This is a genomic window from Fodinicola feengrottensis, assembly GCF_010993775.1.
In the GTDB taxonomy this organism is placed as follows: Bacteria; Actinomycetota; Actinomycetes; order Mycobacteriales; family HKI-0501; genus Fodinicola; species Fodinicola feengrottensis.
In genome coordinates, this window is the sequence record NZ_WOTO01000063.1 from 35014 (window position 1) to 53023 (window position 18010).

The window sequence follows — 18010 nt, forward strand, 5'->3', positions numbered from 1 at the left end:
TTGGCTGGTACCAGCCGGGTGGGCGCGGTTCGCGCGGCCGCTCGCCGCGCTGGGGGCAGTCGATGACCGCGGACGACGCACTGGAGCCGATCGCGATTGTCGGAATGGCCGGCCGGTTTCCGGGCGCGGCCACGGTCGGCGAGTTCTGGGCGAACCAGCGGGACGGTGTCGAGTCGCTGACCCGGTACGAGCCGGCCGAGTTGCTGGCCGCCGGTGTCGACCCGCGGTCGGTGGCGGACCCAGATTTCGTGCCGGTCAGCGGTGGCATCGCCGGCGCGGACCTGTTCGACGCCGAGTTTTTCGGCTTCAGCCCGAGCGAAGCCGCGTTGCTCGATCCGCAGCACCGGCTCTTTCTCGAGTGTGCCTGGGAAGCGCTTGAGGACGCCGGCCACGACCCGGACCGGTTCGCTGGGGCCATCGGCGTCTATGCCGGCTCTTTCATGAACAAATACCTGCCGCTGAACCTTTACACCAATGAGCGGTTCATGAATTCCAGCGCGGTCTACTTTGCCCGCAACTACAACGACAAGGATTTCCTGGCCGGCCGGGCCGCGTATCTTTTCAATTTGAGCGGGCCAGCGGTGACGGTCCAGACCGCCTGCTCGACCTCGTTGGTCGCCACCCATCTCGCCTGCCAGGCCTTGCTGAATTTCGACTGCGACGCGGCTTTGGTCGGTGGGGTCGCGGTGAATGTGCCGCTGAAAAGCGGATATCCGAAGGTCGACGGCGGGCTGTTGGCCCCCGACGGGCACTGCCGGCCGTTCGACGCGAGGGCTGGCGGGACCGTGCCAGGCTTCGGGTCCGCCGTCGTCATGTTGCGTCGGCTGTCCGACGCGGTCGCTGATCGAGACGATATTCGCGCGGTCATTCGGGGCACCGCGGTGAACAACGACGGCTCCGACAAGGTCAGTTTCACCGCTCCGAGCGTGAAGGCTCAGGCGCAGGTGATCGCCACCGCGCAGGCCGTCGCCGGGGTCGATGCCGACACGATCGGATATCTGGAGGCGCACGGCACCGCTACCCCAATGGGCGACCCGATCGAGGTGGCCGCGCTGACCGAAGCATTCCGGGTGTCCACCGCCAAGACCGGTTTTTGTGCGTTGGGCTCGGTCAAGGCGAACATCGGTCACCTGGACGCGGCTGCCGGCGCGGCCGGGCTGTTACGGGCAACCCTTGCTTTGCAACACAAAACGCTGCCGCCGCTGCGCAACTTCCAAGCGCCGAATCCGCAGTGCAAGCTGGAGGATTCGCCTTTCTATGTGCCGACCACGGCGACTGCCTGGGCGGCCGGAAACTCACCACGGCGGGCCGGGGTGAGTTCTTTTGGCGTGGGCGGGACGAATGCGCACGTCGTGCTGGAGGAGGCGCCGACGCTCGTACGCTCGCCGGCCGCTGCTCGGCGGTGGCAGTTGCTGCCGCTTTCCGCTCGTACGCAGCCGGCCCTGTCCGCTGCCGCTGGGTTGCTTTCCGCGCGGCTGACCGACGACGTCGAGCTGGCTGATGTGGCGTACACGCTGCAGGAAGGCCGTCGGCGGTTCGACCGGCGGACCTACGTGGTCGCCGGGCATCCCAGTGAGGCGGCGCAAACTCTGCTGGTCGCCGGCCGCGGCCGGACGGTGCCGGCGGACCGCGGCCGGGTCGTCTTCAGTTTTCCCGGTGGTGGCAGCCAACATCCGGACATGGCGCTGGAGATTTACCAGCACGAGCCGGTTTTCGCGGCTGAGGTCGATCGGTGTGCCGAGATCCTGCGCCCACTTCTGCGCCTGGACTTGCGTGGATTCCTTTTCCCGTCGGTGTTTGCGGCCGTTGACCGGGACCATCCAACGGTCGTCCTGGCCGGGATTTTCGCCATCGAGTACGCGCTGGCGCGGCTCTGGATGTCGTGGGGCGTGGAGCCGTCCGCGCTGCTCGGGCACAGCCTCGGCGAGTACGCGGCAGCCTGTCTTGCCGGCGTTTTCCAGCTTCCCGACGCACTCGACCTGACCGTCCGGCGCGGCGAGTTGTTCGCTCAGATGCCGGCCGGCCGGATGCTGTCGGTCGCGCTGGGGGAGTCCGATATCCGGCCGCTGCTGGGTGATCGACTGTCGATCGCCGCGCTGAACGCGCCAGAGCTGACGCTGGTTTCCGGGCCGCGTACCGATATCGAGGCGTTGGCCGCTCGACTGGCCACCGATGACGTGGAATGCCGGCTCGTACACATTGAGGTGGCCAGCCATTCCTGGATGGTCGAACCGTACTTACCGGACTTCCAAGCGGCGGTGGGAAAGTATCAGCTCAGTCCGCCAGATCGACCGGTGTTGTCCGGGGTGACTGGCCGCTGGCTGACCGCCGCCGAGGCCACCGATCCGGGGTACTGGGCCCGGCATCTGCGCCAACCGGTCCGGTTTGCCGACTGTGTAAGGGAAGCGACCGCGACACCGGGCGCGGTGCTGCTGGAGGTGGGGCCGGGACACACCCTCACTTCGTTGGTTGGTGCGCAGCGCCTCGCGCCGCCGCCGCTCGCGATTGCGTCACTGCCGCACCCGAGAGAACCGCAGCCGGACCTGAAATTCCTGCTCGGTGCGCTCGGCCGGCTCTGGCAGGCCGGTGTTGAGCCGGATTGGGACGCCGTGCACGGTGACGCCCGGCCGCATCGGCTGCCGTTGCCGACCTATCCGTTTCAGCGCCGGCGGCATTGGATCTCTCCCGGCAAGGTGGAGCTGTCGGCTCCTGCGGAGGAGGAGATTTCTTCGGAGCCGGACGACGACGGCTTCGAGCCGGCGGTCGGCGCGTACGAGAGCGCGGTGGCCGGGCTCTGGCAGGAGTTGCTGGGCCTGCCGCGGATCGACCGGTTCGATGACTTCGCCGCGCTCGGCGGACATTCCCTGCTGGCCGCGCAATTCGTCAAGCGGCTCAGCGCGGACCATGATTTTTCGGTGAACGTACGGGAAGTCTTCGCGCATCCGACGGTCGCCGAGCTGGGCGGCCTGCTGGCTCGTCGTGCTGACGGCGTGGTGGTGGAGCGAGCCACGGTCGACCTGGAGGCGGAAGCGATCCTGGATCCGGATATCCAGCCGACGGCCACCGGTCGTACCGGCCCGCTGCAGGCGGTGTTGCTGACCGGCGCTACCGGATTTCTTGGCGCATTCCTTTGCGCGGAGTTGCTCGCACAGACCGATGCGGTGGTGCACTGTCTCGTACGCGCGGCCGATCCCGAGGCCGGCCGGGACCGGATCCTGGCTCGAATGGCCGAATCCGGGCTGCCTGGGGACGCGGACCGGATCGTCGCGGTGCCCGGCGACCTGGCCGCGCCACGGCTCGGACTGTCCACAACGGAGTTCGAGGCGTTGGCCCACCGGATCGATGCTGTCTACCACTGCGGTGCGTGGGTGAACTTCGTCCGGCCGTACCCGGCGCTGAAGCCGGCGAATGTCGGCGGCACCAAGGAAATCCTCCGGTTGGCCGCGAAATCCGGCATCCCGGTGCATCACGTGTCGACGCTCGCGGTGCTGGCTGGCGGGATTGTCGGTGGTGCCGATCGGCTGCCGGAGGACGGCGAACTGCCGCCGCCGGTGGGGCACGACACCGCCTACAGCGAAAGCAAGTGGGTAGCCGAAAAATTGGTACACCTGGCCGCTGCTCGCGGACTGCCGGTGTCGGTCTATCGGCCCGGGGTGGTGCTGGGGGACAGTCGCACTGGAGTGTCCAATGTGGACGACTACATGACCGCGATGGTGACCGGCTGCGTACGGCTCGGCCTCGCGCCGCTGCGGCACTATCCGCAGTCCGTAGCAACCGTGGACGATGTTGCCCGAGTGATCGTCGCGCTTTCGTTGCACACTCCGGCGAACGGCCGGGTGTTCCATCCGCTCGACCCGCGGCCACTGCCGTGGAACGAGCTTTTCGAGCACGTACGGGCGGCTGGCTATCGGGTCCAGAGCGTCCCTTTCGACCAGTGGCGGGATGCTTTGGCGCGGCGGTTGGAAGCCGGCGACAGCAATGCGCTGGAACCGCTTGCCGACAACCTCTCGGCAGCTACCGGCGACCGGCGAATGCCGGTATTCGGTACCGAGAACGTCACCGCGGGTGTGCCAGCCGGGCTTGCCCGGCCGGCGCTGGATGCCGGCTATTTCCGCACTGTCCTGCAGTATTTCGCCCGCTGCGGCTGGCTGCCGCCGGCGCCGAGAGGATCGGAAGCACCAGATGACCACTGAGACCACAGCCGGCCAGAGCCCAGCGCCGGCACCGGTCGAGACGAAACGCTTCAGCGTTTTCGTGACCATCTGGGCCGGTCAGTTCGTGTCATTGATCGGATCCGAACTGACCGCTTACGCGCTGGGCGTTTGGGCGTACCAACGCACCGGGTCGGCGACCGCCTTTACCCTGATCATGGTTTTCGCGCAGCTGCCCATCGTCCTGCTGGCGCCCATTGCCGGTGCGTACGTGGACCGCTGGGATCGTCGGCGTACGTTGATCGGCGCGAACGCACTGGCCGCGGCGGCCGTCGGGACGTTGGCCGTGCTGGTGGCCACCGGACATTTCCAGCTGTGGTTCATCTATCCGACCATCGGCCTGGTAGCGGTCGCCAATGCCCTGCACTGGCCCGCTTTCGCTACTGTCCCGCGGCTGACCGTCCCCAAAGCACACCTCGCCCGCGCCGCCGGAATGGTCGAGTTGTCCAGTGCGATAGCCAAAACCATCGCACCCTCGTTGGCCACCCTGTTGGTCGGGATTTTCATGCTGACCGGCGTGTTGGTGAGCGACCTCTCGTCCTTCCTGATCGCGATCGCCGCATTGTTGCTCGTACGCATCCCGCGCCCGGCCAGTGCGGGTCGCAAGTCCACCTCGATTGGTGCCGACATCCGGGAAGGCTGGCGCTATTTGGTGGCCCGTCCCGGGCTGGTCCGGCTGCTGATGTTCTTCCTGGTCAACAACCTTTTCGTGGTCTTTCCGCTGGTGCTCGCGGTGCCGCTGGTGGCATCCTTCGCCAAGGGCGCGGTGTTGGCCGCCGCGATCATGTCCGCGCGCCGCCGGCCTGATCGCCGGCGGGGTCGTGATGAGCGTGTGGGGCGGGCCGAAAATCAAGGTCTACGGCGTCATTGGCGCCGGCGCGACTCTCGGCCTTTCGTCCGTGCTCGCGGGCCTGCGACCCGAACCAGTCCTGGTCGCGGTGGCTCTCTTCTGTTTTTCTTTCGCCGTACCGGTGTTGAACGGTTGCAGCCAGGCTATCTGGCAAGTGAAGGTGGCCCCGGCCGTACAAGGCCGGATTTTCGCACTACGGCGTACGGTCGCCACCGCCACCGCACCGGTCGGATTCCTCGCCGCCGGGCCGTTGGCCGACTTCGTCTTTGAGCCGCTGATGAAATCCGGCGGCGGTTTGTCGGGTTCGATTGGCCAGCTGCTCGGAGTGGGGCACGGACGCGGCATCGGTTTGGAATTCGTAATCTTCGGGATCGCGTGCGTGGTCGTCGCGATATGGGGGATTTCCTCTCGACCGCTGACCGGCTGGAAAGCGAACTCCCCGACGAAACCGGCTCCTGAGTGCGGATCCGGCTACGAATCCGCAAGATTCGTTGTTGATCTTGGTTAGTTTGCCTACCCAAACCAGACATTTCAGACCGATGTCCGTTTTGAGTAGGCCAACTAACCAAGATCAACAACTATCGTCCCGAAAATGGGACGGGCTCGCCGCAGGAGTCACACCCGTCCCAGCTGTCACGGGTCGAGGGTCGAGTGCGGTACAAAGGTCCCGCCGCCCTTGACCTTGACCTTCGCTCTTGATCTTCGCCGTTGACCTTCGCCCGTCGACGACGAGCGCGCCGCAGGAGCGCCCTGGACTTCCGCCGTCGACACTCGCCGGCAGCGGCTGTGGTTGACTGCGAGTTGTGGCGAAGCAGCAAAAAACCGATCCGGCCCGGTGGGCTCGTGGTGGTCGACAAGCCTGGTGGCATGACCTCGCATGACGTGGTCTCGCGGATGCGCCGGCTGGCTGGTACGCGCGGGGTGGGGCACGCGGGCACGTTGGATCCGATGGCGACCGGGGTGCTGGTGATCGGGGTCGAGCGGGCCACCCGGTTGCTCGGCTACGTGACGGCGACCCCCAGAAGGCGTACGACGCGACCGTCCGGCTCGGCGAGAGCACGATCACCGATGACGCCGAGGGTGAGACGGTGCAGACCGCCGACGCGGGCGGAATTTCGCTGGCGGCGGTCAAAACCGCGATCGACGCGTTGACCGGTGACATTGAGCAGGTGCCGTCAGCGGTCAGTGCCATCAAAATCAACGGCCAGCGGTCGTACGCGCGAGTGCGGGCCGGCGAGCAGGTCGAGCTGGCGGCCCGGCCGGTGACGATTTTTTCCTTCGAGGTCAACGAATTCCGCCAGATCGACAGATGGCTCGACCTGGCCGTGTCGGTCCGATGTACGTCGGGGACGTACATTCGTGCCCTCGCTCGTGATCTGGGTGTGGCACTGGGCGTCGGCGGCCACCTCACCGCCCTTCGTCTACGGCTGTCGGCTCGTTCACTGTCGATCAGGCCGTGCCGCTGGCGGATTTGCAGGCCAGCGGCGAAGATCCGGTGTCCATTCCGCTCTCGGCAGCGGCGGCGGCGACCTTCGTCCGCCGGGACGTGGACGAGGAAGAGGCCGGAAGGCTCGTACACGGCGGCACGCTGGTGCCCTCCGAAAGCGCGACCAGTCCGGTCGCGGTTTTTGGGCCGGATGGATCTTTCCTTGCCCTGGTGAAAAAAACCGCGAGGGGCGGGCCCGGCCCATCGCCGTTTTCACCTGATAGGGCGGGCCCGCCGAGCCGAACGGTCACCCCAACGGGCAAGCGGAATATCCCGGCATCGGGTTGTATGAAGGAATGCGGGATCACCTTCAGGCTGGAGCCGGCCGAACACCCGGCGGCACCGCGCCCATCCGTGACCAGTCGCCGCGACCGCGGCTGCTGGACCTGCAGCGGACCGCCGGAAACGCGGCAGTCGTCGTCGCCGCGCTCGGCCTCGGTCGTACGGAGCCGGCTGGCAAGCCTGCCGTCCAGCGGGCCGCGAGCGACACCCTGTCCGGCTGGAAACAGGATGCGCAGCCGGCTGACCAGTACGAGATGACGATCAAGACGATGAACCGCGCGGTGGCCTTGGCCGGCCTTGAGGTGCCGGACCTGGTGGGGCATGCCTGGATCACGCTTCGCCAGCTGTCCCAGCACTCGACGGATGCGAAGCCGCCGGGCGCGCCCATCTCGATCGGGTTCTGGCCGGAATCCATGAGCGGCCTCGACACGGTTTTGGACGCCTTCTACAACGACGGCAAGGTGGCGTCGCCGGACCCGCACGAAGGCGACGAGGATCATGCCGAGACGACGACCATCGACCACAAGCAGTTCCTTGCGGTGACCGGCGTCGTCCAGGCGTACGAGTCGCTGGGCTACAGCATGGCGATGAACAACTGCGCCACCTTCGCTCGCCGGGCCTGGAATGCCGGGACCGGACGGCTCGACCTTTTGGACCAAGCGAAGGAAATACGCTGGATCCCGCTCACCTTGGCCACCCAGATCGCCGAGGACAACAAGAAGAAGGGCCGCGACGCCGTGGGGCACCAGAACTAACCAGTATCAGTCCGCGAAAGAGGCCTGATAGGTGGTCAGTTCCTGCCGCTGCCGGGCCAGTTCCGCGGTCTCTTCGACATACACGTGCGCGAAGATGCTCTCGGCGGCCGGGTCGGGCAGGGTGAGGCAGGCCTTCCGGATGTCGGCCGCGAAGCCGTCCGCCTCATTGTCCACTGTGGAGAGCCAGGCGTCGTCCGCCCATTCCTGGCCCAGCAGGAAAGTACGGGTCCGGCTCAGCGGGTCGCGAGCGGCCCAGTAAGACTCCTCGGTGGAGTCGCGGTAGCGGCGCGGGTCGTCCGCGGTGGTGTGCGGGCCGAGGCGGTAGGTGACGGCCTCGATCAACACCGGGCCGGCGCCCGTACGAGCGCAGGCGGCCGCGGTGCGTACGGCAGCGTGCACCGCGAGAGCGGATCGTTGCCGTCGACCCGAAGTCCGGGGAACCCGAAGCCGTCGGCGCGCCGAGCCAGCGGCTGCGTGGACTGCGACCGTACCGGCACGGAGATCGCGTATTGGTTGTTCTGCACGAAAAAAACACCACCGGCACGGACTGCGCGGCGGCCCAGCCGAAGGCCTCGTTGGCGTCGCCCTGGCTGGTCGCGCCGTCGCCGATGCAGGCCAGCACGACCTCATCGGCGCCATCTCGCTGGATGCCCATGCCGTAGCCGACGGCGTGCAGCAGTTGGGCGGCGAGCACGACCGTGTAGATCTGGAACTGGTGTTTGTGCGAGTCCCAGCCGCCGTGGCCAACGCCGCGGAACATGTGCAGGAACTCGCCCACCGGCACCTGTCGGGCGATCGCCGCGGTGTGTTCGCGGTAGGTCGGGAAGACCATGTCACTGTCGCGTACGGCCCGGATCGCGCCAGCCTGCGCGCCTTCCTGGCCGAGGCTGGGGATCCACATGCAGAGCTCCCCTTGGCGCTGCAGTGCGGTCGCTTCCTGGTCGAGCCGGCGGCCCAGCACCATGTCGCGGTAGAGCGCCCGCGCCAGCGCCGGGTCGGGGGTGAGCAGATGAGCGGCTGCCCCGGTGAGGGTGCCGTCTGGCGCGACCATCGCCGGCGCCTGGGAGGCGTGGCCGAGGTCGATCCACGCGTTCAGCTCGTCGATCGGGTGCGCGGTGGTGGGGGCAACGTCAAGAGAACTGGACATGGCTGCTCCTCTCGCGGCGGGGGTGGATGCCGCTTACCGGGATGGGACTGCGGCCCGACGGCTTGTGGCCCTGGGATGCGTGTCTCACCATTTGGGTTGTGTCGCTCATCTTATGGTCGACGCTAGCCGGGTGGCCAGTTCCGCCGCAGGAGCGGAGTTCCACAAAAATCGGCGTCGAAATCTGGCCGCGCCGGCAGGCCTGAACGATGGTTCGTGTACCGATTCACCTGCCGTCCACCAGCCATTTCAGTGCGGTCCGCTCTTCGCTGGACAAATGGTCGGCGTAGTACTCATAGAGCTTCGCGCGGGCCAGGTCGGCCGCCAGTTGGCCGTTTCCGGCCCGTACCGCCGCGAGCGCCTGCTGGTGATGGTCCAGCGTCTCGGCCATCACCGCCCGCGGGTCCGGCGCCTTTTGCAGCTTGCCGGCGATCATGTCCAGCACCACGCCGTGTACGACCTGGCTGCAGATGATGATGAGCATGTTGCCGCTCATCCGCGCGACCGTGTCGTGAAACGCCAGGTCAGCCTCGCTGAACGCGGTGGGGCCGCGGTCGACCGCGCGCTCCATCGCGTCCAGAGCGCCGCGCATCTCGGCGAGCTGAGCGTCCGTACGTAGTCGGGCCGCCAGCAAGTACGCGCCGCCCTCGACCATCATCCGGAACTGCAGCAGCTCGGCGAGGCTCAGCTGGTCGAGGTGCGCCAGCCGGCTCATCGACTTCTCCAGGCCGGCGGGGGAGTAGGGCAACACCAGCGGACCGTGCGGATCGCCTGGCGGGGAGCGCACCATGCCGCCGCTTTCCAGCACCCGCAGCGCCTCCCGCACGGTCGAGCGGGACACCCCGAACTGCGCCATCAGCTCGCGCTCGCTGGGCAGCCGCTCGCCCGGTTTGAGGGCGCCGGTCAGCACGGCTTCCTCGACCTGCTCGACGACCCGCTGGTACGCCCGTACCGGCTGGACCGTCTGGAACTGGGCTGGCATCGCATCCCTTGACCCTGATAGGTGGCTGATGTCACGCTAAGACTCAGTGTACTGGTCTGACCAGTGAACCAGAGGAGCGATTCTGCATGACGCCGCCATCGCCCCAGCGGCTCGACGCCCGGATCTCGGTGGACGCGGACGGCGTCGTCGCCTTCACCCGGGAGCTCGTCCGGCTACGGACTGTCAACGACCCGGCCGGCGGGGCCAGTGAGGCGCCGGCCGCCGCGCTGGTGGCCGCGAAGATGCGCGAGTTCGGTTGGGACCCGGTGATCACCGAGCCCGGCGCCCGGCCGGCCCAACGTGGTGGCCACCGTGGTCGGCGACGGGCCAGGGGCAACGCTGCTTTTCGAAGGTCACACCGACGTGGTCACCGAGGGCTCGCTGGACGAGTGGACGGTCGACCCGTACGAAGGAATCATCCGGGACGGGCGACTTTATGGCCGTGGTGCCGCGGACATGAAATCCGGCCTGGCCGCGATGGTCTACGCCGTACGGGCATTGCAGCTGGCCGGCGGATTTCCGGGGTGTATCAAGGTTTGCGCGCTCGCCGACGAAGAAGGAATGATGATCGGCGTGCACCACCTGGTGGACAGCGGCGCGGTGTCCGATGTGGACGGTGCGATTGTCTGCGAGCCGGAGGGCGGCGAGATCTGCCCGGTGTCCAAGGGCGCCGTCCGGTTCACCGTCACCTTCGCCGGCGCGATGGCCCACGGCGCGATGCCACAGCACGGCCGCAACCCGATCCCGGCGATCGCCGATTTCCTTCGGGTGCTGGATCATTTTGCAGGCCGACCTGACCAACCGGCACGGGTCGCACCCGCACCTCGGGCCAACGTATGTGACGCCGACCGTGCTGACCGCCGGCGATCTGGACCAGATCAACGTTATCCCCGCGCACGCCACGATTGGCGCGGATATTCGTACGATTCCCGGTGTTGACCACGAAGTGCTGATCGCGCGGCTGACCGATCATGCCGAGCGGATCGCCGCCGAACTGGACCTTCAGCCGCAAGTCTCGGTGCCCGTCAACCGCCCGCCAGTGGACACCGCTCTGGACGATCCGGTGGTGGTGGCGCTGGCCGCCGCGCATTCGCTGGTCACCGGTTCCGAGCCGGTGTTCGGCGGTGTCCCTGGCACCACGGATGGGACGATTTTGACCGTACGAGCGGGAATCCCGACTGTCGTGTATGGACCGGGTGGCAAGTGGATCCCGCACCAGGCGGACGAGTTTGTGGATATCGCTGACATCGTGACCGCAACGCAGGTTTACGCCGTGGCCGCGCGAAAGTTCCTGGAGGCCCGGTGAGCGCGTACCCGACAGGCCTGCCGATCGGCGCTGGCTGGGTGCCGGTCGCGGCCACTGAGCCGGTGATCTTTCCGTACGATGGTAGTGAAATCGGGGTCGCGCCGGTGGGGGACACGGCGCTGGCCTCGGCTGCTGTGGATGCGGCGGTGGCGGTACGAGCGCAGGTCGCGGCGCTGCCCTCGCGTACTCGCCGGGAGATTCTGCTGGGCGTCAGAGACGCTCTGGCTGGTTCGCGTACGGACTTCGAATCGTTGCTGGTACTGGAATCGGGCAAGCCGCTGGTCGACTGTCGGACCGAGGTCGCTCGTACGATAGTCACCTTGGAGGCGGCCGCCGAGGAGGTGGCCAGGTTGCACGGCGAGACCGTGCCGCTGGACTTGTTGCCGTCCGGTGACGGGCTGATCGGATTCTGGACTCGCAAGCCCATCGGGTGGTGGTGGTGGGAATCGCCGGCTTCAACTATCCGCTGCTGTGGGCGGCCCACAAAATCGCACCGGCCATCGCCGCTGGTTGCCCGGTCGTGTGCAAACCCGCGCCGCAGACTCCGCTCGCGACTTTGTGGCTGGTGCACCTTTTTCGGGAAGCGTTGCTCGCCGCCGGAGCGCCGGCCGCGGCTGTCCAGCTGGTGACCGGTGACGCCGCTGTCGGCTCGGCGTTGGTGACCGATCCGCGGGTGGGCGCGGTGTCTTTCACCGGCTCGGCGGCCGTCGGGCACCAGATCGCGCGGGCCGCCGCGCCCCGAAAAGTGGTGCTGGAGTTGGGATCTAACGCCGCTTTGGTGGTCGCCGCCGACGCCGACCTGGATGCCGCCGTTGGCGCGGTGTTGCGCGGCGGCTATTACGCGTCCGGCCAGGCGTGCATTTCGGTCCAACGCGTGCTGGTGGATGCTTCGGTCGCGGCTGACTTTGTCGCGCTGTTGACCTCGCGGCTTTCCGAGGTGGTGGTCGGCGATCCGCGAGACGCGCGTACCCGCGTGTCGGCGTTGATCGACCCGAAGTCAACTTCTCGGGTCCTTTCCTGGGTTTCCGAGGCCGCGGCCGCTGGGGCCTCGGTGATCGGTGGCGGCCAGGCCGGCCGATCCGTTGAACCGACCGTACTTGTCGGGACCGCTGACGGAGTTTCGGCCTGGGACGAGGAAATCTTCGGACCGGTCGTTTCGGTGCGTACGTTCGCGTCGTTGCCAGCCGCTTGGAAGGCCGTGAACTCGTCCCGCTATGGATTGCACGCAGCGGTTTTCACCCGCTCGCTGGCCACCGCCTTCGAGGCGATCGAGACGCTTGAGGTGGGCGGCGTGATTGTCAACGAGGTCCCAGGCTTTCGGTCCGACACGATGCCCTACGGCGGAGTCAAGGACTCCGGCATCGGCCGGGAAGGGCCGCGGTTCGCGATCGAGGAACTGACCGTCACCCGGATGGCGGTCATCCGCCCGGCAGTGTAGGAGTCCACAGTGGATTACACCGATCTCTTTAGGTTGGACGGAAAACACGCCGTCGTGATTGGCGGTGGCAGCGGCATCGGCCGCGAGTCGGCCCGCGCGTTGGCCGCCTTCGGTGCGAAGGTCACCGTCGCCGACCGCGACCTGGCCGCCGCCCGGGAAACCGCCGGTCCAGTGTCCGCCGACGTTTTCGAACTGAACGTCCTGGATTCGGCCGCCGTCGCCGCGGCCGCTGTGTCGCTCTCGCCCGTCGACGTGCTGGTTTTCACCGCCGCCACCAACGTCCGCAAGCGGCTGCTGGACTACTCGATCGAGGAATACCAGCGGGTGGTGGACCTGAACCTGCGGGCCACCTTCGACCTGGTCCGGGCTTTTGGCGCCGGCATGGTCGCCCGCGGCCGTGGCTCCATTATCGGGTTTTCGTCTATCCGGGGCACTGTGGTGGAACCGGGCCAAGGCGTTTACGCCGCGACCAAGGCTGGTTTGGTGCAGTTGTTGAAAACCGCGGCCGCCGAGTTCGGGCCTTCGGGCGTACGCGCCAACAACGCCCATCGCCCCCGGCGTGGTGGAAACGCCGTTGACCGCCCAAATCAAGGAAAACGCGGCCTGGTACGACGCGTACGCATCGAAAAGCGCCCTCGGCCGCTGGGCCGCCCCATCCGAGCTCTCGCCGGCGCGGTGGTCTTCCTCGCCTCCGACGCGGCCAGCTTCGTCACCGGCTCCGTCCTGCAGGTCGACGGCGGCTGGACCGCCATCGACGGCCGCTTCACCCCACCCAGTTGACCGCGGCGGCGGAGGCCGGGGAAGCCACGAGAGTGGCGAGGTGGGCCAGAGCCACCGCGGACGCGGAGGCCGGTTCGGCGGTGTAGGTGATGAGGACCTGGTCCGGGTCGTCGTTGGGGGAGAAGCACTCGTACGACAGCGCCATCTCGCCGACGAGCGGGTGGTCGAACAACTTCTGGCCGTGGGTCTTGCTGTGCACCGGGTGCGCGGCCCACCACCGGCGGAAATCGGCGCTGTGCAGGGAAAGTTCCCCGATCAGCTCGAGCACCTCGGGGTCGTCGGGATAGCGGGCCGCGTCCTGGCGGAGGTAGCCGACGGTGTCCCGGCCCACCGCTGACCAGTCGGGGTAGAGGTCGCGGGCGGTGGAGTCCGGGCCGAAAGCGATCCGCAGCATGTTCCGCCTGGCTGGCGGGAGCTGGCTGAAGTCGGTGATCAGTGCGCAGGCCATCGCGTTCCAGGCGAGGATGTCCATCCGCCGACCCAGGACGAAGGCTGGCACGCCCTGCAGGGAGTCCAGCATCAGCTGCACCTGCGGTCGTACGCGCTGCGGCCGGGAGTGCCGCCGGGCGCGGGCCGGTCGGGCCAGGTCACGTAAATGCGCGCGTTCCGCCTCGGAAAGTCGCAGCGCTTCGGCCAGCGCGTCCAGGACGGACTCCGACACGTTTCGACCGCGCCCCTGCTCCAGCCGCGTGTAGTAGTCGGCGCTGACGCCGGCCACCTGCGCGAGCTCTTCGCGGCGCAGCCCGGCGACCCGGCGGCGGCCGGCCGCCGAAGGACGCCAGTCCGATGTCTTCCGGAGACAGCGCCGCCCGGCGACTGCGGAGGAACTCGCCGAGCTCAGTGCGTTTGTCCATGCCCTCGATTGTGCGGGCCGCGGGCACGTCCTGCCTGGTTCTGCCAAACCCAGGTACAGCGCGATCTGGGTACCGGCGGCGAACCGGGGCAGTGTCGTTCGTACGAGATCGAACCTCCGAAAGGACTCCGAAGATGAGCATCGACACTTCCCTGACCGGCCGCCGCGTTGCCGTGGTGACAGGCGCTTCCAGCGGCATCGGCGCGGCCACCGCGCAGCGGTTGGCGGCCGAGGGCGCCAAGGTGGCACTGCTGGCCCGCCGCGAGGACCGGCTCACCGAGCTGGTGGCGAAGATCACCGCCGACGGTGGTACGGCGATCGCGGTGGGCGCCGACGTGACCGACCAGGACACGCTGGACCGTGCGCTCGCGACCGTCCACGAGGCGTACGGGCCGGTGGATCTGCTGGTCAACAACGCCGGCGTGATGCTGCCGGCGCCGATCCAGGACGGCCGGATCGACGAATGGCGGCGGATGATCGACCTCAACGTGATCGGTCTGCTGGCCGCTTTCCGGACCTTCACCCCGGACCTGCTGGCCGCCGCCGAGGCCGGTCGTACGGCCGACGTGGTCAACATTTCGTCCATCGGCGCCTGGATGGCTTTCCCGGCGTATTCGGTCTACGGCGCCACCAAAGCCGCCGTCAGCACCTTCTCCCAGCAGGTACGCGCCGACCTCGGCCCGAAGAACGTCCGGGTCACGAACATCGAGCCGGGCCTGACCGCCAGCGAGCTGACCCAGCACATCTCGTCCGGTGAGCTGCAGGGCCAGGTCGACGGCATGTTCGACGCGATCGAAGCGCTGACCTCGCAGGACATCGCCGACGTGGTGGCGTACGCGACTAGTCGCGCTCGCCGGCTGAACCTGCCCAGCATTGTCGCCATGCCGACCCAGCAGGCATAACTGCCTTCGTTTACGCTCATGATGAGCGGATTCCTTGGGCGTACGGAGGCGGACCGGTGCAGCGCTGGCGCGGGATCGAGGCGACGCCTCGCGGATGGGGTCGCTCGGTGGTGACCATCGGGGTGTTCGACGGGGTGCACCGCGGCCATCAGCAGATCATCAACGACGCCGTGCGGCGGGCCGGCGATGCTGGGCTGGCGTCGGTGCTGCTGACCTTCGACCCGCATCCGGCCGAGCTGGTACGCCCCGGCAGCCACCCGGCCGTACTGACCCCGCCGGCCCGCAAGGCCGAGCTGGTCGCCGAGCTGGGGGTGGATGGCATGTGTGTGCTGCCGTTCACTCCCGAGCTGTCCCGGCTGGAGCCGTCCGAGTTCGTCCACGACATCCTCGTCGACGGCCTGCACGCCGCCCAGGTGGTGGTCGGCGCCAACTTCAGGTACGGACACAAAGCCGCTGGTGACGTAGCCTCGCTGGCGCATTACGGCGACCGGTTCGGGTTCACCGCGGCGGCGTGCCGCTGGTCGCTTCGGACGGCACGACCTTCTCGTCGACGTACATCCGGGCCTGCATCGCGGCCGGCGACGTGGCGGCGGCCGCGGCCGCACTCGGCCGCGATCACCGGGTCGAGGGAGTCGTCGTACGAGGCGACCGGCGCGGGCGCGAGCTGGGTTACCCGACCGCCAACCTGGAGCCGGTGCCGCATTCCGCGGTGCCGGACGACGGTATCTACGCCGGCCGGCTGGTCCGTGGCCGCGGCTCCAAGACGGTCACGACGCCGGCCGCCATCAGCATCGGCACCAACCCGACCTTCGATGGGCACGCGCTGTCGGTCGAGGCTTTCGTACTGGATTTCGAAGAGGACCTCTACGGCGAGCACGTCGGCTTCGAGTTCGTCGCCCGGCTGCGCGGCACCGAGCGTTTCGAGTCCAGGAAAGCACTTGTCGCCGCTATCGACGAGGACGTCCGTCGTACGCGCGAGATCCTCTCGGTCTGAGTCAGCGTTCTTGACTTCCAGTTACAGAACCGCGTAGGGTCGAACTTATGGCGAGGCCGCGTAGTTTCGACGTCGAGGAAGTGCTCGACGCGGCTACTCTTGTCTTCTGGGACAAGGGATATGCGGCCACCACCCCGCAAGACCTCTGTGACGCGACTGGTCTTGGTCGGGGGAGTCTCTACAACGCCTTTGTCGGCAAGCGCGAGCTTTTCGACCGTGTCCTGGAGCGTTACAACGCGCGAAAGGGGCGGTCGCGCAGTTGGCGGTGTTGGACCAGCCGACACCGGTGAAAGACCGGATTCACGCGCTGCTGATGATCACTCTTGGCGAGGGTGGCCTGGCTGGCCGGGCCGGATGTCTGGCGGTGAGTACGGCTGTGCAGCTGGGTGGCAATGACGCGGAGCTGAACCGGCTGCTCAGAAAACGCTTCTCGCAGACCGAAAAGGCGCTGGTCGCCGCGATCGAGTTCGGTCAGGCCTGCGGGGAGATCCGCAAGGACGTGTCGGCGGTGTTGTTTGGCGCGGTTGGTGTTGAGCGCGATGTACGGCATGACCGTCGTCGACAGCGTTTTTGACGACCGGAAACGGCTGCGCGAGATTGTCGACACCGCGGTGGCCGTGCTCTGATTTTTTTTGCGCCTATTTTGTAACTAAGGTTCAAATACTAGGAAGGGAACCGGCGTGCCTTTTGCCGTGTACGTCTTGGGGATGGCGATCTTCAGCATGGGAACGACCGAGATGATGCTCTCCGGCCTGCTGCCACTGCTGTCCGCCGATCTCAGCGTCTCGATCCCGACCGCCGCGCTGCTGGTTTCCGGCTTCGCGTTGGGAATGGCCATTGGCGGCCCGCTGCTGACCGTCTTCTTTGCCCGCCTGGAACCGAAAAGGATACTGATCATCCTGCTCGCGCTCTTCGTCGTGGGGCAGAGCATCGGAGCGGTGGCGCCGACGTACGCGGTGCTGATGGTGTCCCGAGTGATCGCCGCGCGATGGCCATGGGCACGTTTTTTTTTGGTGTTGCGGCATCGGTTGTGGTCGGCCTGGCCGGAGGACACCGCCGGGCCCGGGCGCTGGCCGTCCTGGTCGGCGGGCTCACCGTGTCCAGTGTGATCGGTCTGCCGGCCGCCACCTTGGTCGCGCAACACCTCGGGTGGCGGGCCAGCTTCTGGATGGTGTCGATCTTTGGCCTTCTGAGCTTGATCGGGGTGGCGACACTGGTGCCCGCGCAGCGCACCGGTGCGGGCTTTGACGTACGCGGCGGCCTGCGAGTTTTCCGCAGCGGCCGGCTGTGGGCGACGCTGGCCGCCAACGCGCTCGCGTTGGCGGCTTTCCTCGGCATTTTCAGCTATATTTCGCCGCTGCTCACCGATGTGGCTGGCTTTTCGCCGGCCGCTGTGCCGTTCCTGCAGTTCCTCTACGGATTCGGGTGCATCGCCGGAATAGCGGTCGGCGGCAAGTTCGCGGACCGTCGACCTCATGCCAGCTTGTACCTCTCCTTGGTCGTGTCGGTGGTGGTGCTCGCCGGATTCGCGCTGGCCCTGCACAGTCAGGTCGCGACAGTCATCCTGTTTCTTGCCTTCGGTTTTGTCGCTTTTGGAGCCAATCCCGCCATGACTTCCCGGGCCATGACTCTCGCCGGTGACTCGCCGCTTGGCGCGAGTGCCAACACGTCAGCCTTCAATATCGGCATCGCGATCGGCCCCTGGCTCGGTGGTCTCGCGATTGACGCTGGTTACGGCTTTGTGGCGCCGGTCTGGATCGGTGTCGCGCTCGCGCGCGGCGAGTCTGATCGTCGCCCTGTTCGCCGGCCGGGCGGCACGTCGCCCGAGCCGGACTTTGACCACCTCAGATGCCCCTGTCCTGACGAACGAAGGAAGTGCTCGATGAAGGTGGGAATCGCCCTGCCCGCGACCGCGGATGCCGTTGGCAACAGCAAAAACGCCGTCGACCTGTTGATCGATCGAGGCACTCTGGTTCTCCCAGCGGTTCGACATCGAGCCTCTGGTTCTCCCAGCGGTTCGACATCGA

The 18010-nt window shown here is 67.3% G+C and carries 16 protein-coding genes and 5 pseudogenes; 16 read left to right on the forward strand and 5 right to left on the reverse strand.

Annotation, left to right across the window (positions count from 1 at the left end; genetic code table 11):
• Window positions 1-62: 62 nt before the first annotated feature.
• From GNX96_RS39965 to GNX96_RS39985, 5 genes and pseudogenes are all read left to right on the forward strand, one after another.
• Window positions 63-4193, forward strand: coding sequence for a type I polyketide synthase (locus GNX96_RS39965; RefSeq protein WP_163572856.1), 4131 nt, complete (start codon window positions 63-65; stop codon window positions 4191-4193).
• Window positions 4183-5331 carry an MFS transporter gene (locus GNX96_RS39970; protein ID WP_163572857.1) on the forward strand — a complete coding sequence of 383 codons (1149 nt, stop codon included), beginning with the start codon at window positions 4183-4185 and terminating at the stop codon, window positions 5329-5331. The genes GNX96_RS39965 and GNX96_RS39970 overlap by 11 nt, the downstream gene beginning before the upstream one ends.
• Window positions 5312-5569, forward strand: a complete 258-nt coding sequence (locus GNX96_RS39975) for a hypothetical protein (RefSeq protein ID WP_163572858.1) — start codon at window positions 5312-5314, stop codon at window positions 5567-5569. Before GNX96_RS39970 ends, GNX96_RS39975 begins: the two co-directional genes overlap by 20 nt.
• A gap of 359 nt (window positions 5570-5928) precedes the next feature.
• A pseudogene (gene truB, locus GNX96_RS39980) lies at window positions 5929-6724 on the forward strand (tRNA pseudouridine(55) synthase TruB); the annotation flags it as partial.
• Between the two features lie 119 nt (window positions 6725-6843).
• On the forward strand, window positions 6844-7584 hold the full coding sequence (locus GNX96_RS39985) for a hypothetical protein (protein WP_279582747.1): 741 nt from the start codon (window positions 6844-6846) through the stop codon (window positions 7582-7584).
• 6 nt (window positions 7585-7590) lie between these two features.
• Here the strand turns inward: GNX96_RS39985 and GNX96_RS58855 are convergent, their stop codons facing one another.
• The 4 genes and pseudogenes from GNX96_RS58855 to GNX96_RS39995 all read right to left on the reverse strand — a co-directional run bounded on the left by GNX96_RS58855 (window position 7591) and on the right by GNX96_RS39995 (window position 9710).
• Window positions 7591-7758 (reverse strand): hypothetical protein, encoded by a 168-nt coding sequence (locus GNX96_RS58855; protein ID WP_279582735.1) that lies wholly within the window; start codon window positions 7756-7758, stop codon window positions 7591-7593.
• Between the two features lie 42 nt (window positions 7759-7800).
• A pseudogene (locus GNX96_RS67470) lies at window positions 7801-8223 on the reverse strand (thiamine pyrophosphate-dependent enzyme); the annotation flags it as partial.
• Window positions 8171-8731: pseudogene (locus tag GNX96_RS66110) on the reverse strand (thiamine pyrophosphate-dependent enzyme); the annotation flags it as partial. The pseudogenes GNX96_RS66110 and GNX96_RS67470, both read right to left, overlap by 53 nt.
• A 223-nt stretch (window positions 8732-8954) precedes the next feature.
• On the reverse strand, window positions 8955-9710 hold the full coding sequence (locus GNX96_RS39995) for a FadR/GntR family transcriptional regulator (protein ID WP_163572860.1): 756 nt from the start codon (window positions 9708-9710) through the stop codon (window positions 8955-8957).
• 303 nt (window positions 9711-10013) lie between these two features.
• Here GNX96_RS39995 and GNX96_RS58860 point away from each other — a divergent pair, with 303 nt between their 5' ends.
• The 5 genes and pseudogenes from GNX96_RS58860 (at window position 10014) to GNX96_RS40010 (ending at window position 13234) form a co-directional block, all read left to right on the forward strand.
• Window positions 10014-10649 (forward strand): M20 family metallopeptidase, encoded by a 636-nt coding sequence (locus GNX96_RS58860; RefSeq protein ID WP_279582737.1) that lies wholly within the window; start codon window positions 10014-10016, stop codon window positions 10647-10649.
• Window positions 10561-11016 (forward strand): M20/M25/M40 family metallo-hydrolase, encoded by a 456-nt coding sequence (locus GNX96_RS58865; protein ID WP_390624270.1) that lies wholly within the window; start codon window positions 10561-10563, stop codon window positions 11014-11016. Before GNX96_RS58860 ends, GNX96_RS58865 begins: the two co-directional genes overlap by 89 nt.
• A gap of 38 nt (window positions 11017-11054) precedes the next feature.
• Window positions 11055-11435: pseudogene (locus tag GNX96_RS58870) on the forward strand (aldehyde dehydrogenase family protein); the annotation flags it as partial.
• A 20-nt stretch (window positions 11436-11455) separates the two neighbouring features.
• Window positions 11456-12454 (forward strand): aldehyde dehydrogenase family protein, encoded by a 999-nt coding sequence (locus GNX96_RS40005; protein ID WP_279582739.1) that lies wholly within the window; start codon window positions 11456-11458, stop codon window positions 12452-12454.
• 9 nt (window positions 12455-12463) lie between these two features.
• Window positions 12464-13234 carry an SDR family NAD(P)-dependent oxidoreductase gene (locus GNX96_RS40010; protein WP_279582740.1) on the forward strand — a complete coding sequence of 257 codons (771 nt, stop codon included), beginning with the start codon at window positions 12464-12466 and terminating at the stop codon, window positions 13232-13234.
• On the opposite strand, the gene GNX96_RS40015 is transcribed toward GNX96_RS40010, so the two are convergent.
• Window positions 13218-13952: a helix-turn-helix transcriptional regulator gene (locus tag GNX96_RS40015; protein ID WP_279582741.1), complete on the reverse strand. Its 735-nt coding sequence runs from the start codon at window positions 13950-13952 to the stop codon at window positions 13218-13220. The two genes, GNX96_RS40010 and GNX96_RS40015, sit on opposite strands and share 17 nt — an antisense overlap.
• Before the next feature lie 269 nt (window positions 13953-14221).
• Here GNX96_RS40015 and GNX96_RS40020 point away from each other — a divergent pair, with 269 nt between their 5' ends.
• The 6 genes and pseudogenes from GNX96_RS40020 to GNX96_RS40045 all read left to right on the forward strand — a co-directional run.
• The gene (locus tag GNX96_RS40020) at window positions 14222-14989 is read left to right on the forward strand and encodes an SDR family oxidoreductase (protein ID WP_163572861.1); all 768 of its coding nucleotides are present in this window, start codon (window positions 14222-14224) and stop codon (window positions 14987-14989) included.
• Window positions 14990-15045: 56 nt separating this feature from the next.
• Window positions 15046-15983: pseudogene (locus tag GNX96_RS40025) on the forward strand (bifunctional riboflavin kinase/FAD synthetase).
• A gap of 47 nt (window positions 15984-16030) precedes the next feature.
• A complete protein-coding gene (locus tag GNX96_RS40030; RefSeq protein ID WP_163572862.1) occupies window positions 16031-16273 on the forward strand; it encodes a TetR/AcrR family transcriptional regulator in 243 nt (80 codons plus the stop codon).
• Window positions 16249-16557, forward strand: coding sequence for a hypothetical protein (locus GNX96_RS40035; protein WP_279582742.1), 309 nt, complete (start codon window positions 16249-16251; stop codon window positions 16555-16557). The genes GNX96_RS40030 and GNX96_RS40035 overlap by 25 nt, the downstream gene beginning before the upstream one ends.
• Window positions 16558-16663: 106 nt before the next feature.
• The gene (locus GNX96_RS40040) at window positions 16664-17092 is read left to right on the forward strand and encodes an MFS transporter (RefSeq protein WP_163572864.1); all 429 of its coding nucleotides are present in this window, start codon (window positions 16664-16666) and stop codon (window positions 17090-17092) included.
• Window positions 17014-18010, forward strand: a 997-nt coding sequence (locus tag GNX96_RS40045) for an MFS transporter (protein WP_163572865.1), incomplete at its 3' end; no start/stop codon positions are given. The genes GNX96_RS40040 and GNX96_RS40045, both read left to right, overlap by 79 nt.

Bases quoted from the DNA above. Each gene is read 5' to 3' on its own strand.
- GNX96_RS39965 (WP_163572856.1), top strand. From the start codon at position 63: ATGACCGCGGACGACGCACTGGAGCCGATCGCGATTGTCGGAATGGCC.
- GNX96_RS39970 (WP_163572857.1), top strand. From the start codon at position 4,183: ATGACCACTGAGACCACAGCCGGCCAGAGCCCAGCGCCGGCACCGGTC.
- GNX96_RS39985 (WP_279582747.1), top strand. From the start codon at position 6,844: ATGCGGGATCACCTTCAGGCTGGAGCCGGCCGAACACCCGGCGGCACC.
- GNX96_RS39995 (WP_163572860.1), bottom strand. From the start codon at position 9,710: ATGCCAGCCCAGTTCCAGACGGTCCAGCCGGTACGGGCGTACCAGCGG.
- GNX96_RS40020 (WP_163572861.1), top strand. From the start codon at position 14,222: ATGAGCATCGACACTTCCCTGACCGGCCGCCGCGTTGCCGTGGTGACA.
- GNX96_RS40030 (WP_163572862.1), top strand. From the start codon at position 16,031: ATGGCGAGGCCGCGTAGTTTCGACGTCGAGGAAGTGCTCGACGCGGCT.